General features: G+C 70.9%; 13 protein-coding genes. 6 read left to right on the top strand and 7 right to left on the bottom strand.

What is annotated here, in order from left to right:
- Positions 1 to 3 precede the first annotated feature (3 nt).
- Genes IZR01_RS07220 through IZR01_RS07210 form a run of 3 tightly spaced genes read right to left on the bottom strand, consistent with a single transcriptional unit; the run spans position 4 to position 3800 of the window.
- A complete protein-coding gene (locus IZR01_RS07220; protein ID WP_228559009.1) occupies positions 4 to 810 on the bottom strand; it encodes an ABC transporter permease in 807 nt (268 codons plus the stop codon).
- Positions 811 to 839: 29 nt separating this feature from the next.
- Positions 840 to 1904, bottom strand: coding sequence for an ABC transporter permease (locus tag IZR01_RS07215; protein ID WP_194894557.1), 1065 nt, complete (start codon positions 1902 to 1904; stop codon positions 840 to 842).
- 3 nt (positions 1905 to 1907) lie between these two features.
- Complete coding sequence (locus tag IZR01_RS07210) at positions 1908 to 3800, bottom strand: ABC transporter substrate-binding protein (RefSeq protein ID WP_194923353.1); 1893 nt, start codon at positions 3798 to 3800, stop codon at positions 1908 to 1910.
- A 182-nt stretch (positions 3801 to 3982) separates the two neighbouring features.
- Between IZR01_RS07210 and IZR01_RS07205 the strand changes: the two genes are divergently transcribed.
- Complete coding sequence (locus tag IZR01_RS07205; protein WP_194923352.1) at positions 3983 to 4858, top strand: DeoR/GlpR family DNA-binding transcription regulator; 876 nt, start codon at positions 3983 to 3985, stop codon at positions 4856 to 4858.
- A gap of 115 nt (positions 4859 to 4973) precedes the next feature.
- Here IZR01_RS07205 and IZR01_RS07200 read toward each other — a convergent pair whose 3' ends face one another.
- Positions 4974 to 6401: a C39 family peptidase gene (locus IZR01_RS07200; RefSeq protein ID WP_194923351.1), complete on the bottom strand. Its 1428-nt coding sequence runs from the start codon at positions 6399 to 6401 to the stop codon at positions 4974 to 4976.
- Positions 6402 to 6603: 202 nt separating this feature from the next.
- Here IZR01_RS07200 and IZR01_RS07195 point away from each other — a divergent pair, with 202 nt between their 5' ends.
- Complete coding sequence (locus IZR01_RS07195) at positions 6604 to 8415, top strand: N-acetylmuramoyl-L-alanine amidase (RefSeq protein ID WP_228554640.1); 1812 nt, start codon at positions 6604 to 6606, stop codon at positions 8413 to 8415.
- Between the two features lie 154 nt (positions 8416 to 8569).
- On the opposite strand, the gene IZR01_RS07190 is transcribed toward IZR01_RS07195, so the two are convergent.
- Together IZR01_RS07190 and IZR01_RS07185 are read right to left on the bottom strand one after the other, a co-directional pair.
- Complete coding sequence (locus tag IZR01_RS07190; RefSeq protein WP_194894553.1) at positions 8570 to 9001, bottom strand: DUF2178 domain-containing protein; 432 nt, start codon at positions 8999 to 9001, stop codon at positions 8570 to 8572.
- Positions 8985 to 9182: a helix-turn-helix transcriptional regulator gene (locus IZR01_RS07185; protein WP_194894552.1), complete on the bottom strand. Its 198-nt coding sequence runs from the start codon at positions 9180 to 9182 to the stop codon at positions 8985 to 8987. The genes IZR01_RS07190 and IZR01_RS07185 overlap by 17 nt, the downstream gene beginning before the upstream one ends.
- A 130-nt stretch (positions 9183 to 9312) precedes the next feature.
- On the opposite strand from IZR01_RS07185, the gene IZR01_RS53015 reads away from it, so the two are divergent.
- The gene (locus tag IZR01_RS53015) at positions 9313 to 10314 is read left to right on the top strand and encodes a helix-turn-helix transcriptional regulator (RefSeq protein ID WP_194894551.1); all 1002 of its coding nucleotides are present in this window, start codon (positions 9313 to 9315) and stop codon (positions 10312 to 10314) included.
- A gap of 249 nt (positions 10315 to 10563) precedes the next feature.
- Positions 10564 to 11307, top strand: coding sequence for a G1 family glutamic endopeptidase (locus IZR01_RS07175; RefSeq protein WP_194923350.1), 744 nt, complete (start codon positions 10564 to 10566; stop codon positions 11305 to 11307).
- 253 nt (positions 11308 to 11560) lie between these two features.
- On the opposite strand, the gene IZR01_RS07170 is transcribed toward IZR01_RS07175, so the two are convergent.
- The gene (locus IZR01_RS07170) at positions 11561 to 12142 is read right to left on the bottom strand and encodes a TetR/AcrR family transcriptional regulator (RefSeq protein ID WP_228554642.1); all 582 of its coding nucleotides are present in this window, start codon (positions 12140 to 12142) and stop codon (positions 11561 to 11563) included.
- A gap of 79 nt (positions 12143 to 12221) precedes the next feature.
- Here IZR01_RS07170 and IZR01_RS07165 point away from each other — a divergent pair, with 79 nt between their 5' ends.
- Positions 12222 to 13352: an FAD-dependent oxidoreductase gene (locus tag IZR01_RS07165; protein WP_194894548.1), complete on the top strand. Its 1131-nt coding sequence runs from the start codon at positions 12222 to 12224 to the stop codon at positions 13350 to 13352.
- 69 nt (positions 13353 to 13421) lie between these two features.
- Positions 13422 to 15041 (top strand): hypothetical protein, encoded by a 1620-nt coding sequence (locus IZR01_RS07160; RefSeq protein WP_194923349.1) that lies wholly within the window; start codon positions 13422 to 13424, stop codon positions 15039 to 15041.
- Positions 15042 to 15053: the final 12 nt, after the last annotated feature.

The raw sequence follows: 15053 nt of genomic DNA, 5'->3' as shown, positions 1-15053 counted from the left end.
TTGTCACATCCGCTCCTGAAGCCGCGGGTTGAGCACCTGTTCCAGCGCCCGGCCGACGAGGGTGAAGGCCAGCGCCACCAGGACGATCGCGACGCCGGGGGGCATCAGGATCCACCACTCCCCGGCGCTGAACGCCCCGACGCTGCGGGCCAGCTGAAGGGTGGTGCCCCAGGACACCTTCGTCGGGTCGCTCAGGCCCAGGAACGCCAGCGTCGCCTCGGTCAGGATCGCCGCCGACACCGTCAGCGTGGCCTGGGCCAGCATCAGGGGCATGACGTTCGGCAGGATGTGCACCCGCATCACGTGCCAGTGCCCGCCGCCCAGCGCCTTGGCCCGCTCGATGTACGGCCGCGACTCCACCGACAGCGTCTGCGCCCGCACCACGCGCGCCGTGGTCGGCCAGGCCGTCACCCCGATCGCCACCACCACGGTCCCGACCCCGGGGGTCAGCACCGAGGCCAGCGCGGTGGCCAGCACCAGCACCGGCAGCACCAGGAACCAGTCGGTGACGCGCATCAGCACCGTGTCGGTCCAGCCGCCGAAGTGCCCGGCGACCACCCCGACCAGCGCCCCGATCCCGACCGCCAGCAGCGTGGCCAGCACGCCCACGGTCAGCGAGATCCGCGCGCCCCAGATCGTGACGTCCACCATCGACCGGCCGTAGGCGTCGGTGCCGAGCAGGAAATGGCCCGACGGGGCCCGCCGCGGCAGGCCCGGGGCGAAGGCCGCCGACAGGTCGTTGGCGGAGATGAACAGCGGGGCGGCCAGGGCCACCAGGGCGGTCAGCACCAGGAAGCCCAGGCCGACCATCCCGGCCCGCCGCCGGCGGAAGTCGGCGATCACGATGTGCGCACTCTCGGGTCGAGGATCGGGTAGAGCAGTTCGGCCAGCAGGTTCATCACGATCACCGCGGCCGAGAAGAAGATGAACAGCCCTTCCAGCAGCGGCTGGTCCGGCACGGTCAGCGCCTCGTAGAACAGCGACCCGAGCCCCGGCCAGGAGAAGATGGTCTCGGCCAGGATCGAGCCGGACACCGCGGTGCCCAGGTTCAGGAACACCAGCGTGACGGCCGGCAGCATCGAGTTCGGCACGGCGTGCTTGCGCCGCACGTCGTCCTCCCGCAGCCCCTTGGCCCGCGCCGTGGTGAGGTAGTCGGAGCCGACCTCCTCCAGCAGCGTGGCGCGCATCGTCAGCAGATACTGCGCGTACAGCACCGCGACCAGCGTGAGGCACGGCAGCACCAGGTGCCGGAAGTGGTCCCAGATCACCGGGAACAGCCCGTGCACGTTCGGCGAGCTCATCCCGCCGGTCGGGAACATCCCCGGGATCGGCCCGAAGCCGACGCTGAACACCATGATCATGATCAGTGCGAGCCAGAACGTCGGCATCGACCACAGCACCAGCGCGATGCCGGTGTTGGCGCGGTCCGAACGGCTGCCGTTCCGCCACGCCGAGCGCACGCCGATCCGCAGCCCCAGGAACGCCGAGATCAGCGTCGCGGTGCCGACCAGGTAGACCGTGGCCCAGACGTGGCTGCCGATCAGAGAGCTGACAGAGGTCTTGTACTGGTAGGACGTGCCCAGATCGCCCCGCACGATCCGGGACGTGTAGTCGCCGAACTGCGAGATCAGCGGCTTGTCGATGCCGAACTGGTGGCGCAGTGTGGCCAACTGGGCGTTGGTCATGGCCCGGCCCCGGGTCAGGGACCGCACCGGGTCGCCGGGCACGACGCGGAACAGGAAGAAGCCGGTGAACACCACGGCCAACATGCTCACAGCGGCCCCGACCAGGCGGCCGACGACGTAACGCAGGGGGATGACGGGCCCGCGCCGGGCCGCCGCGCCCCCTTGCGGGGCGGGCGGCACGGCGGCGGTGTCCGGCAGTGCGGAGGCGGTGATCGACACGTGCTACTCGCGTTCTTCGGCGCTCGCGGTGCGTCGCCGGCGCATCAGCACCAGGCCGCCGCCCAGGACCACCACGACCACGACCACGACGCCGACGATCAGTCCGGTGGAGCTCGACGAGGACTTCGACGAGGACCCCGAGGCGGCCGACGCGGCGGCGGGCTTGGCGGACCAGAAGGACCAGTAACCGTCCTGGCCCCAGTACACGCCCTTGGGCTGCGGCTGCTTGTCCCACGAGCCGATCACGTCGGACCGGTAGGCCTCCAGGACGTCCGGGTAGTACAGGACGTTGATATAGGCGTCGGTGTAGAGCACCTGCTCCATCTGCTTGACGTCACTGGCGCGCGTGGCCGGGTCGTACTCGGTGATCTGCTTGGCGTACAGCGCGTCGAAGTTCTTGTCGCACAGGAAGTCGTCGGTGGCGGCGGACTTGCCGGGGGCGCTGGGGCGGGTGGCGCAGGTCTGGATCGACAGCACGGCGTCCGGGTCCGGGTTCGCCGTCCAGCTGTCGAAGGCCAGGTCGAAGTTGCCGGCCACCTCGGTGTCGCCGAGCTTGCCCTGGTCCACCAGCGTGGTCGTGGTGGCGATGCCGACGGCCTTGAGGAATTCGGCGACGTAGGTCGCGTCCTGGGTGTCGTCGGGCCGGTTGGTCTCGCCCATCAGGCGCAGGTTCAGCGGCTTGCCGTCGGGCATCGTCCGCATCCCGTCCGAGCCCTTCTTGAACCCGGCGGCGTCCAGCATCTGGTTGGCCTTGGCCGGGTCGTAGGTGTAGGCCGATGACGGGTCCGGACTCCAGTGATAGGTGGAGAACACCGGCGGGATGTAGCCGCTGCCGGTCGTGCCGTAGCCGCCGAGGGTCTTGGTGACCAGGGTCTTGGTGTCGATCGCGTACATCAGCGCCTGGCGGAACTGCTGGTTCTGCAACGCCGGGCTGCCGTCGCCGAACGGCTGCCCGGTCGTGGTGGTGGCGCCGGGGTTGACCGCCAGCGCGTAGAAGCGCTTGCCGGGGGCGTCGTTGGTGACGATGTTGGACTGGCCCTTGAGCGACTCGTACTGCGCCGGGGTCAGGCCGTCGACGAAGTCGACCTCACCCTTCTTCAGGGCCTCCACCTCGGAGTCGGCGTCCTTGTAGAACTTGAAGACCAGGTGGTCGAAGGCCGGCTTGCCGCGCCAGTAGTTCGGGTTGGCGTCCAGCGTCAGGTACTGGTCCTTCTGGTAGCCGGTGAGGATGAACGGACCGTCGCCGACCACCGGGAACTGGGTGTCGTTGTTGAAGGTGCCGATGTCCTTCACGTGCCCGGCCCAGATGTGCTCCGGCACGATCGGCACGTCCAGCGCCAGCATCGTGGACTGCGGCTGCTTCAAGGTGATGACCAGCTGGTTCCCGGTCGCCGTCACCTTGGCGAAGTTGGCGACGAAGTTGCCGTTCGCGGTGGCCGCGTCGGGGTTGGTCATCATCAGGTTGTAGGTCCAGGCCGCGTCGGCCGCGGTCACCGGCTGCCCGTCGGACCACTTCATCCCGTCGCGGATGGTGTAGGTCCAGGTCAGCTTGTCGGCCGAGGTGGTCCAGGAGGTCGCCAGCGCGCCGATCGGATGGTCGTCGGTCGGGTCGTAGTTCGTGAGGAAGTCGTACATCAGCCGGTGGATCTGGGTCGGCAGCGCGCGCTGGGCCAGGAACGGCGACAGCGAGTCGATGGTGCTGGTGACCCCGACGGTCAGGGTCTTGCCGCTGCTGGAGACCGCGGTCGGATCCGCCTGGGAGTAAGCGCTCTGGCTATGTGCGCCGCGCGCCTGCGCCGGTCCGGACGCGGCGGCGGCCGGAGCGCTCAGCACCGCCGCCCCGGCCAGGGCCGCCGCCAGGGCGAAAGCACGTCGTCGGGGGTTTGGGAAAGGCATGGCATCCTCACAGCGAATTGGTGCAGCCCTGCGGTGTTAAGAGGGCGGAGAGTTGAGATTCCGCGTAAGTCGTGCGCCGAGTGTGGCAATTCCTTGAGGAGTCGTCAAGAGTCCACGTATTGTTCGGCCAAGAAACCACATATTCTGCTGATGGCCAGGGACGTCGGCCTTCCCTCTGGAGCGTGCCCCACTACGCTGGGGGCAGCGTGCGTCCGCACGCTGCCCGCCCCGGCCAGTGGAGTCCCGAGGAGATGAAGGAAGAACTGCTCGACGCGGTCCTCCCCGAGGAGCGCCGCCTGCGCATCGCCGCGCAGCTGCGCCGCGACACCCGAGTGCGGGTCGAGGACCTGGCCGCCCGTTACGGCGTCTCCGGCGAGACCATCCGCCGCGACCTGCAGGTTCTGGAGGAGCGCGGCATCCTGCGCCGGGTCTACGGCGGAGCCGTCGCGCAGGAGACCCGGGGCTGGGAACCCGGCGCCGACGAGCGGGCCATCGCCCGGCTGGACCCCAAGCGGGCCATCGCCGCCGCGGTCGCCGCGCTGGTCGAACCGGGGGAGACGCTGGTCTTCGACCTGGGCACCACGGTTGCCGAGACGGCCCGCGCGCTGCCCGCCACGTTCAGCGGCCGGGCTCTGTGCGTCGCGCTGCCGACCGCCGCCGAGCTGGCCGGCCGGGAGGGCGTCGAGGTGCACCTGGCCGGCGGTCAGGTGCGGCGCGACGACCTGTCCTGCGTCGGCCCGGGCTCGGAGAAGTTCTTCGAGCGCTTCTTCGCCGACCGGGCCTTCATCGCGGCCTCCGGCGTGCACCTCAAGGCCGGGGTGACCAGCGACCGGCTGGAGGAGATCCCGGTCCGGCAGGCGATCTTGGCCCAGGCCCAGGCCGTCTACGTGCTCGCCGACGGCGCCAAGCTCGGCCGGGTCGCGGTCGGCCGGGTGTGCCCGCTGTCCGCGGTCACCGCGATCGTCACCGACTCCGGGGCCGACCCCGAGGCGGTGCGCGCGCTGGAACAGAGCGGGACCCGGGTGATCGTCGCGCCGACCGGCTCCGAGCTCGACTGAGCTCTGAGCCTGATCCCTCTGTGCCTGATCGCTCTGAGCCTGATGGGGGTGCGAAGCTCAACGGGCTTGGGAACCCGACCGGCACTGAGACTTTGAGGAAGCGGGCGGGCCCGGCTCACCAGGTCGGGTTGTTCGGATCCGCGACCGGCGGCAGCGCCAGGTCGTGCGGCTTGTAGACGTAGGCCACGCCGCCGGAGCCGGAGCCGGTGGTGCCGTCCGGGCGGGTCCAGTATGTCCGCAGCCAGATGTTCTCCAGCTGGCCGCGCTGGTAGACGTGCCGTACCGCGGCGTCCGAGGGCGAGAACGGGTCGTCGACGATGAAGTCCCCGGTCGCGGTGAACCCGGCGACCACCATCAGGTGTCCGGCGGTGCCGTAGCCGGAACCGGTCAGCTCGCCGTTGTCGAAGGCCACTGAGATGGCCACCGGGATCCCGGCCTTGACCAGCGTCTCCAGGTCGTCGACCGAGGACAGCTGGACGATCTCGGCGTCCAGCCCGTAGTGCGCGGCGTAGGCGGCGTTGAAGGGCCAGTTGCCGGTGCCCTGGTAGGCGTAGTCATAGGTCGAGCGGGCCGCGTAGTCCACGCTCGGGTCGGCGTAGGACGGATCCACCCACGCCAGGTCCGCCGCGCTCGGCCCGTCGCCCCAGTACTCGGTGATCATCTCGCTGGACGTCGGGCTGCACCACGCGTCCCCGCCCCCGCCGTACTGGTTGTACTGCCCGACGTGGATCTGCTGCGAGTATCGCGGAACCGCCAGCTCGGTGCCCTCGGCGCCGCCGAGCGGGCTCGGCGTGACGCCGGTGCGGGCCGGCACGGCCGAGGCGAACGCGCCGAGCTGCCACAGCCGCGGCGAGGCAGTGCCGGCCGGCAGCCGGTACAGCGTGGCCCGCAGCTGGTAGGCCTGCACCGAGTGCCCGGCCGCGGCGTTGAAGGTGTCGGTGTCGACCTGGCCGTAGACCCCGGCCGAAGGGCTGGTCGAGGTGCGGTCGATGTCCGTGTCGCCGGAAGCCCAGTCGCCCATGTCCAGCCAGCCGGTCTGGTGCCCGTCCTCCATCGTCGCGTTCAGCTCGACTCGCAGCCAGGTGCCGGCCGGGGTCTGCGCGTCCCAGGACGAGACCAGCTCGGTGGCGCCGAATCCCGGCGTGTAGGTCGGCGAGGTCCAGGTGCTGAAGGCGTAGGTTTTGGTGGTGTGAAGGTAAGGGTCCTTATAGCGCATAGTCCCGACGGTGCTGGAGATGGCGATGCCGGCCCGGTCGCCGGCCAGGGCTGTGACCCCGGCCGCGGTGCCGGCCTGGAAGTCGGCCTGGGTGGTCCACTTGTGGAAGTTGACGCGCTCGCCGTCGGTCGTCGCGGCCCCCGCGGCCCCTGCGGCGCCGGCCCCGGCGGTGGTCCGGGCGGTCGTCGGAGCCGGGCGGGCACTGTGCGCCGCGGCCGCCCCGGTCCCGGTGCCCGCGACGCCGGTCGTGGTCAGCACTGCCGCGCAGGTCAGGGCCCTCGCGGCGCGCAGTGCGCGCCGGGTGCGAGGTGTGTGGGCGCTGCGCATGACTGCCTCCGGGTGATCCTCGGCGGTGCTGGGGCCCTCCCCGAACCGGGAGTGTGGCAGTCACCCCAGCACCCGTCAAGAATCATCTTGGTTTCTTGTTGATTTTGCGTGACAAACCGCGGTGCCGGCCGCACCATGTCCGAGGAGTCGATCCGGACTCTGATACCCCCACCCCACGAAGTCTGGACGGTGTTAGCGACAGATGATGAGACGGGATACGAGCCGGGCCCGTGGTGCCCGCCGGCGCGTGGCGGCGCTGGCGCTGGCCGCCGCCGCGCTGCTCACGTTCGGCCTGAGCGGCGCTCCGGCCCGGGCCGGGACGGCCGGCGGCGGCGGTGTCAACGCGGCCTTCGCCGATGCGGCGCACACCTACGGGGTACCACAGCAGGTGCTGGAATCGGTCTGCTACCTGGAGGGCCGGCTGAGCGCGCACAGCGGTCAGCCCAGCATCGACAACGGCTACGGCTGCATGAACCTGGTGAAGAACGACAAGACCGACACCCTGGACCAGGCCGCCAAGCTGACCGGGCTCAGTGTCAGCGCCCTGCAACACGACACGGCCGCCAACATCCGCGGCGGCGCGGCGGTGCTGCGCGCCGCGGCGCTGACCCTGGCGCCGAAGCTCCCGGCGACGCTGGCCGGCTGGTACGGGCCGATCGCCGCCTACAGCCACGCCTCCTCGCGTTCGGTGGCCGGCATGTACGCCGACGCCGCGTTCCAGTTGATCCAGACCGGCTTCAGCGGCACGGCCGACGACGGTTCCCAGGTGACCCTGGCGCCGCAGGCGGTCCTGCCGGACAAGTCCAAGCTGGACTCCGTGCCGCTGGCGCCGGCGGCGCTGCCGGCCGGCTGCACGCAGGACAGCAACGTCGACTACCCGTCGGCCGTGGACTGCGTGGTGCCCACGACCTATGACTGCAACACAGTCAGCGGCGCGTGCACCTATCAGAGCTCGAACCGGCCCTCGAGCTTCGCCCTGTACGACGTGACCATCCACGACATCGAGGGCACCGCCGCCGACGCGATCAGCACGTTCCAGGACATCAACAGCGGCGTCAGCGTGCACTACGTCGTCGACAGCGACGGCACGGTCTACCAGACGCTCAGAGAGAAGGACATCGCCTACCACGCGGGCAACTTCTGGTACAACGAGCACGCCGTGGGCATCGAGCACGCGGGCATCGACGCCACCGGCTACCAGTGGTACAACGCCACCGAGTACCTGGCCTCGGCCAAGCTGACGGCGTACCTGCTGAACAAGTACAACATCCCGCTGGACCACGCCCACATCAACTCGCACGGCACCACCCCCTCGCCGACGCTGGGCACCTCGCCGAACCACGTCGACCCGGGCAAGTACTGGCTGTGGGACTACTACTTCGGGCTGATCCACTCCCTGGGCGTCGCCTACCCGACCGGGAACACCCCGGCGGCCGGCCTGTTCCGGGTCGACCCGAGCAGCGACCAGGCACCGGACGGCCCGAACGGGACCGAGACGACGGCCAACAACAGTTTCTTCACCCTCTACACCGGTCCCAGTACCAAGGACGCGGTGATCCCCGGCGCGCCGGGCACCGATCCGACGGACGAGACCACGAACGTCGAGACCCAGATGCCGTACTACTCCCTGGCCTCCCAGCCGGACCAGGCCGGGACCGGGATGACCATGTACGAGATCTGGTACGGCGAGAACGACCAGCTCGGCAACTCCACGCCGAGCTACAGCGCGGACGCGAAGAAGGCGTGGCTGGCGGTACCGGCCGGTTCGGCGGTGCCCGTGCACTCCTACGTGGTGAGCCTGAAGCCCAGCACCGCCGGGGCGACGATCGGCGTCTACGGCCGGCCGACCACCGACGCCTCCGACATCATCGGCACCGCCCCGACCGGCTCGCTGTGGGCCGCGCCGAAGTCGGTGTTCGAGGACGGGACGAAGAACCTGTGGTTCGGGATCGACTACAACCACCGCGAGGCCTGGGTGCCCAGCTCCGAGGTGACGGTCATCGATTGGTACTGAGGCCTGCCGGCTGAAGATCTATTGGTGCTGAGGATCCACCGGATCTGTTGGCCCACCGGTTCTGAAGATCTACCGGTACTGACCAATCACGGTGCCGTGGCGTGGAATGTTGGGTTCCGCGCCACGGCACCGCGCTGTGTACCGGCCCGTGCTCTCAGCCGCGCCGGGTCAGGATGATCGTGGACAGGATGTAGACCCCGCCCAGCACCGCGCACAGGTTGGCCCACGTGTCCTGCCCGCGGCCCTGGATCATGGAGACGATGTAACCTCCGACCAGCACCAGGGCCAGCACGTGCAGCGTCACCGAGGCCGCGCGCTGCTCGATCGACCGGCCCCGCTCGTCGCTGCTCTTGCCGCGCAGCAGCGACAGCGCCTCCGAGCGCCGGGAGCCGAAGACCAGGATCGCCGCGTAGCCGAGCATGACGGCCAGCCCGCCGACCGCCATCCCGACCTTGTGGTGGCCCAGGTAGATCGCAAGGAACACCCCGCCCATGACGATCGCGGTCACCGGCACGATCCACGGCCCCCGCCGGCCGCCGCGCCTGCGCGCGGTCTCCTCCGCTTCCGCGTCAGCATCCGTCGACATGGAACATCCCCTCCACTGTTGTGCCGAAATACCGGGCGATGCGGATCGCCAGGGGGAGCGAGGGGGCGTAGCGCGACTGCTCGATCGCGTTCACCGTCTGCCGCGACACCCCGAGGGCCTGCCCCAGGTCCTGCTGCGACAGACCCTTGGCTTGCCGCAGTGCCCGCATGTCGTTCCGCATAAGTGGAAAGTACGCTTTACATCGGGCGACTGTCAAACATCCTTTACATCGGCCAACGCGCCGGATAGTAGTGCACTCACGCAGTGACCCGTCCTTTACGCTTCGCTCTCACCGGACTACGGTGACCAACGTGTCAGGCCGTGGACTACGCCCACCGGACCCGGCTACTACCGCGCACCGTGCATACCGGCTCCTGGCCGCCGGCCGCCCGGCCCAGGCCGATCCGGTGGCGGCCGTCGCCTCGGGTCTGGACGTCTCCGAAGACGAGGCGCGCGCCGGCGTGGAATGGCTCGGCGAGCGCAGCCTGCTGACCCCCGACGACGGCGCGGTGGCGCTCCCCGAGCACGCGGTGCTGGACGTCCTGGCGCAGGCGCGCGGCGGCCTGGGCCGGATGGCCGAGGAGGTCGAGCGCTGGCGCGGCGCCGTCGCCGACCTGGCGGACCTGGTCTCCGGAGCGCCCCCGAGCTTCGAGTCCGAGCGGGTGGAGGTCCTGCGCTTCACCGACCGCGCCCAACTCCGGCACTGGCTGGACGACCGCGCACCGCTCAACCGCCAGGAGGCGGTCGCGATGCATCCCGCGCTGGCCCCGAACGACGTGCTGCGCGAGAGCCTGAAGGTGGACCTGGAACTGCTGCGGCGCGGGGTGGGCTTCCGCATGTTGGTGTCGCGCACCGCCGCGCGCCGGGCCGGCGCGGGGGCGTATCTCAGCGCGTTGGAACGCACCGGCGGCCAGGTGCGCGTCGCCGACGCCATCCCGCTCCAGATGCTGGTGCTCGACGGCTCGGTGGTGGTCACCCCGGGTGCGGACGCCGAGGAGCCGTGCGACGTGGTGATCCGCAGCGCGGTGGTCGGGCGCTGTCTGCTGGCGGCGTTCGAGCACCTGTGGGTCGGCGCGGAGAAGTACGCGACCTTCGTCGGCGCGGGCGGCGATCAGGGCGAGGAGCTGACGGCCGTGCACGTCAGGCTGCTGCGGGCGCTGGCGACCGGCGCGAAGGACGAGGCTATAGCGCGCCAGCTCGGGTGCTCGGAGCGGACGCTGCGCCGCCTGGTCGCGCAGACGCTGGAGACGCTGGGGGTGCGCAGCCGGTTCGCGGCGGGGGCCAGGGCCGCTCAGTTGGGGTTGCTGGACTGAAGCGCCGCACCGGTCCGCCGCCGATTCAGCCGATGGCAACGAACATCCCAAACGATGGCAAAACCAGCACTCCAGCCGCCTCCCGCCGCCCCCGGCCGGCCCGCTCAACAGCCCGGACACCTCTCGCCGCACCTAGGCCGCGACCGGCCATGTCCGCCATCGGCCCATGTCCACACGTTCCCAACCGGCCGTTCGGTTCCGAGACTGACCAATCAGTCCCCGTCCATTCATCGGAACTGGAGATACCCCATGCACACCTCCCTCGCCCCCCACCTCCGTGGCCTGCGCCGCACCCGACTCGCCGCCGTCGCGGTCGCGTGCGGGGCGCTGGTCGTCGGCAGCGGCGCCGCCACCCCGGCCGCCGCCGCGCACCACAGCCCGATATCGTTCGGCCACCACCGGAACGTGAAGAACTTCCAGGACAGCAACTGGGGCGGCTACGTCGCCACCGGCAACTTCACCAGCATCTCCGGCTCCTGGACCGAGCCGCAGGTCACCTGCAACACCAGCAACGACCTGTACGCGCCGTGGGTCGGCATCGACGGCTACGGCTCGGAGAGCGTGGAGCAGACCGGCGTGCAGACCGACTGCTCCTCGGGCAGCCCGGTCTACTCGGCCTGGTACGAGATGTACCCGGCGCAGCCGGTCTACTGGAACGACCCGGTCTCGGCCGGCGACTCCTTCACCGGCAGCGTGGCCGACAGCGGCGGCGGCAACTACACCATCACCCTGACCGACAACACCGCCGGCTGGACCGAGACCACCCAGCAGCAGTACAACGGCCAGGACGCCAGCGCCGAGGCGGTCATCGAGTCGCCGACGTCGAGCTACCCGTCGTTCTCCCAGCAGGACTTCAGCAACGTGACCGTCGACGGCCAGGTCTTCGACTCGACCAACCCGCAGGCCCTGACCAGCGGCGGCTACGGCCCCACCGCGCTGAGCAACGGCTCGTTCTCGATGGAGCCCGGGGCCGGTTTCAAGGCCCGGAAGTAGTCCGTGAGTAGCCCGGAAGCAGGCTGCCTCCAGAAGTAGGATGCGGTTCTGCAAGACGGTGCCGGCGGTTTGGCTGGAACGGTCGGGAATGGGCCGTAACCAGTTGCTCTGAAGCCGGTGACCGAAGGGAAAGACAGACGGACCGACCGGTCGTCGACAGCCACCGGTCCGCCTCCGACGCCCGCCACGATCTCTCGTGGCGGGCGTTGTCTGTCATGCCCGCGGGCCTATACGCGGGCCTAAGTGGGTTCCCTCATTCGGCGATTCCGGCCACCATCGCCCGCGCCAAGGCGACACACGTCGCCGCGTCGACCTCTCCGGGCTGCCGGGAGACCAGCGTGAACAGCGCCCCGCCGAACAGCGTGGCCAGGGTCTGCACGTCCTCGCGCGAGGTCTTCAACCCCAGCGCCTGGTGCTGCTCGTAGCTGTAGTCGACCGCGGCCCGGTTGATCGCGTCCAACGTCTCCTGGAGCGCGGGCCGCCGCGTGGCCTCCAGTGTGAGCTCGTACACCGCCAGATAGCGCTCCCGGTGCAGCTTCGCCGACATCTCCAGCGACATCGCCAGCAGCCCGATCAGCCCTTCCCGGTCCACCGGCCCGACGACCAGGCCGTGGGCGGCGGCCATGTCCTCCTCGTGCAGCTCCAGCACCCGTTCGGCGGCCGCGCCCAGCAGCGCGTCCCGGCTGCCGAAGTAGTTCGCGGCGGTCCCGGGCGGCAGTTCGGCGGCGGCGTCGACCGCGCGGTGGCTGAAGCCGTGCAGGCCGGAGGCGGCCAGGACGCGCAGCGCGCCGTCGGCGAGGGCGCGGCGGCGGGCGAGGTTCGGGGGCGGGGCCATCACCCGGTGGATGATACCGGAGCCGTGATAGTACTATGGCTGTGGTGGTATCAATCGGTGGTACCGAGGAGGGGTCATCATGCAGGTGGCGATAATCGGGGCGGGGATCGGCGGACTGGCCGTGGCGCGGGCGCTGATCGCGGACGGACACCAGGTGGCGTGCTACGAACGCGCCGAAGCGCTGCGCACGTCCGGTGCGGCGCTCACGCTCTGGAGCAACGGCACGGCGGTGCTCAACGCGCTCGGCGTCCCCTACGCCGACCTCGGCGCGCCGATCGACATCCTGGCCACGGTGCGCGGCACGGACGGCCGCACCCTGATGGACATAGACGTCGCCCACGCGGCCGACCGGTACGGCTTCCCGCACCGCTCCTCACCCCGGCGCGAGATCATCCGGCGGCTGGCCCACGGCCTGCCGCCGGGCACCGTGCACTTCGACAAGCGCGCGGTCGGCGTGAGCCAGACCCCGGACCAGGCCGAGGTCGGCTTCGACGACGGCACCTCGGTCACCGCCGAGCTGGTGATCGCCGCCGACGGCTCGCGCTCGGTACTGCGCGAGACGGTGTTCGGTGACCCGACGCGCCCGGCAAGCTTCGCCACCTGGCAGGGCCTGACCCCGGTCGACATCGAGACCGCCCGCTCCACCCGCGGCCTGATGGTCGTCGGCCGCGAGGGCATGTGCGGGCTGCTGCCGGCCGGCGACGGCCTGGTCATGTGGTGGTTCGACCGGCCCTGGAACCAGGATGACCCGCAGCCGGTCTCGGCGCTGGCCATGCTCAAGGAGCGCTTCGGCCACTGGGCCTCGCCGGTGGCCCAGACGCTGGCCGCCGCCGACGACTCGCAGATCGAGTTCTTCGCCCACCGGCGCCAGAAGGTGGGCCGCGGCTGGAGCCGGGGCCGCGTGGTGCTGCTCGGCGACGCCGCGCACACCATGCCGCCGACCGTGGCCCAGGGCGCCAACCAGGCGCTGGAGGACGCCTGGGCGCTGGCCCGCGGGCTGCGGGTGAAGCCCGGCGACCTGGCCGCCGGGCTGGCCGAGTACGAGCGCACGCGGCTCAAGGGCGCCCGGCTGACCCAGCGGATCGCCGGCTCGGAGCTGACGGACAAGTACCAGCCGGCCGTGATGCCGCTCATCCCGGACATCCTGGTGACCCGGTTCCACACCCGCTGGCTGAAGATGGTCAGCACCATCTTGACCGTGGGGGCGTAGCGCTTGGCGTAGCGCTTACTGGGACGGGGCGGCTGTTCCACCCGGCTCACGGCAGGGCAGGATGCCCGGGTGGGAGATGCGACGTCTGCACCGGCGCCGACGGCGCACAGCGAGTGCCCGTCGGTCTGGCCGACCAAGAGTGAGCGGCTGGCGGCTGAGGCCCCGGACGCGGTGCCCGGCCCCGCCGCGGTGCTCCGCCTGCTCGGCTCGGCCCGGCGGGCCGACGTCGCGGCCGCCCTCGACGCCCTCAGCCCCGACCAACTCGCCGAAGCCGTCACGACCGTCGCGTTGCCGCTGGCCCCGGCGGTCGTCGCCCACATCTCCGGACACGGCCCCGCACAGGCGCACCGGATACTGGCGCGCCGCCTGGTCGAGCAACCGGAGTTCGTCCCGCGCCGCCCCCTCACCCTCGACGCCTACCTCCGGGCCCTGACCGAGGTCGAGGACGCCGACCACTGGAACGACTTCCTGCCCCGCCTGCGTTCCGCCGCGCTCGAAGCGCTCTGCGGCGGCACACTGAGCGCCGAGCACCTGGTCGAGCACACCCGGCCGGCGGCCCTCACCTTGGCGCTCGCCGTCTGCACGCCCGCCGACCGGCTGCGGCCCTGGGTCCGCCGCGCCACCGGGGACATCAGAGTCCTGCTCGCGCGGCGCCTGACCGAGGAACTGGGCGAGGACTACGAAAGCTGGGCTGCCGTGATCGCCCTCGGCGGCACTTTTCGGGGCACGTTCGCCGAACTCCTCCACGGTGATGACGCCACCCCGCGGGTGTGGCGCTTCATCCGCGAGACCCGATCCGAGCACGCCGCGCAGAACGTCCTGCTGGCCCTGGCCCCGCGCGGCATCGCAGCCCGCTACCTCGCCGATCTCGACGTACCGCCGGCCGTCCGCGGCCCGGGGACACCCGAGGGCCAGTGGGAGTTGATGCTCTCCGGCGGCCCGCTCTGCCGTCCGCTGATCGAGCACGTCATCACCGGCGGCACTGACGAACAGGTGTTGTGGCTGGTCAAGAACAAGCTGTGCCCGGACTCGATGCTGGAGCGGGTGCTGCCCGGCCACGCCGCCGACATCTTCGGCCTCCCGCTCACCTCGCCACACGTCGCCGGGCGGGCCTTCCGCTCCATGGATCGCGAGGGGCAGAACCGCGTGCGCTTGGCGTGGTGGGTGCGCGGCGCTACCCAGGACCAGCTCATGGACCTCGCCTGGGCGCTGACCGACGCCCCGGGTCCGCTGCACGAACTGGTCCTCGCGCTCTTCCCCGACCCCGTCGAGCCGCCGATGCTGACCTGTATGTATGCCGCCCTCGCCGAGGCGGCCGGACCGGAGCCGGTCTGGGCGCTGGAACTGCGCCGCGTCGGAACCCTGGAGCAGGCGATGCCCGAGGTCCGCGCCTCCATGGCGGCCTGCTCCGCCGACCCGCTGATCGAGGCCGCCCGGCAGGCGCCGCGCCGGCACTGGATCGACACTCTGGACGACGACGGGTTCGGCTGCCAGCTGCTGCGCACCGAGGCCGAGCTCGATCGCGTCGGCCACCTGCCGCTCGAAGCGCTGGTCGCCGAGCAGCTCGACGGGTGTCCGGACCGCTGGCGCGCGGTGGCGCGGCGACTCGCCGCCGGGGCCGGTCCGGTCGAATCGGTGATAGCCGAGGTGGCCGAGGTGGCGGCCCTCCACTTCGTGGACACTCCATGATCCGACGCGCTC

This window comes from Catenulispora pinisilvae, from assembly GCF_015356865.1.
In the GTDB taxonomy this organism is placed as follows: domain Bacteria; phylum Actinomycetota; class Actinomycetes; order Streptomycetales; family Catenulisporaceae; genus Catenulispora; species Catenulispora pinisilvae.
Note: the sequence above shows the minus strand (reverse complement) of the source record. Positions and strands in the feature narration are given on the sequence as shown.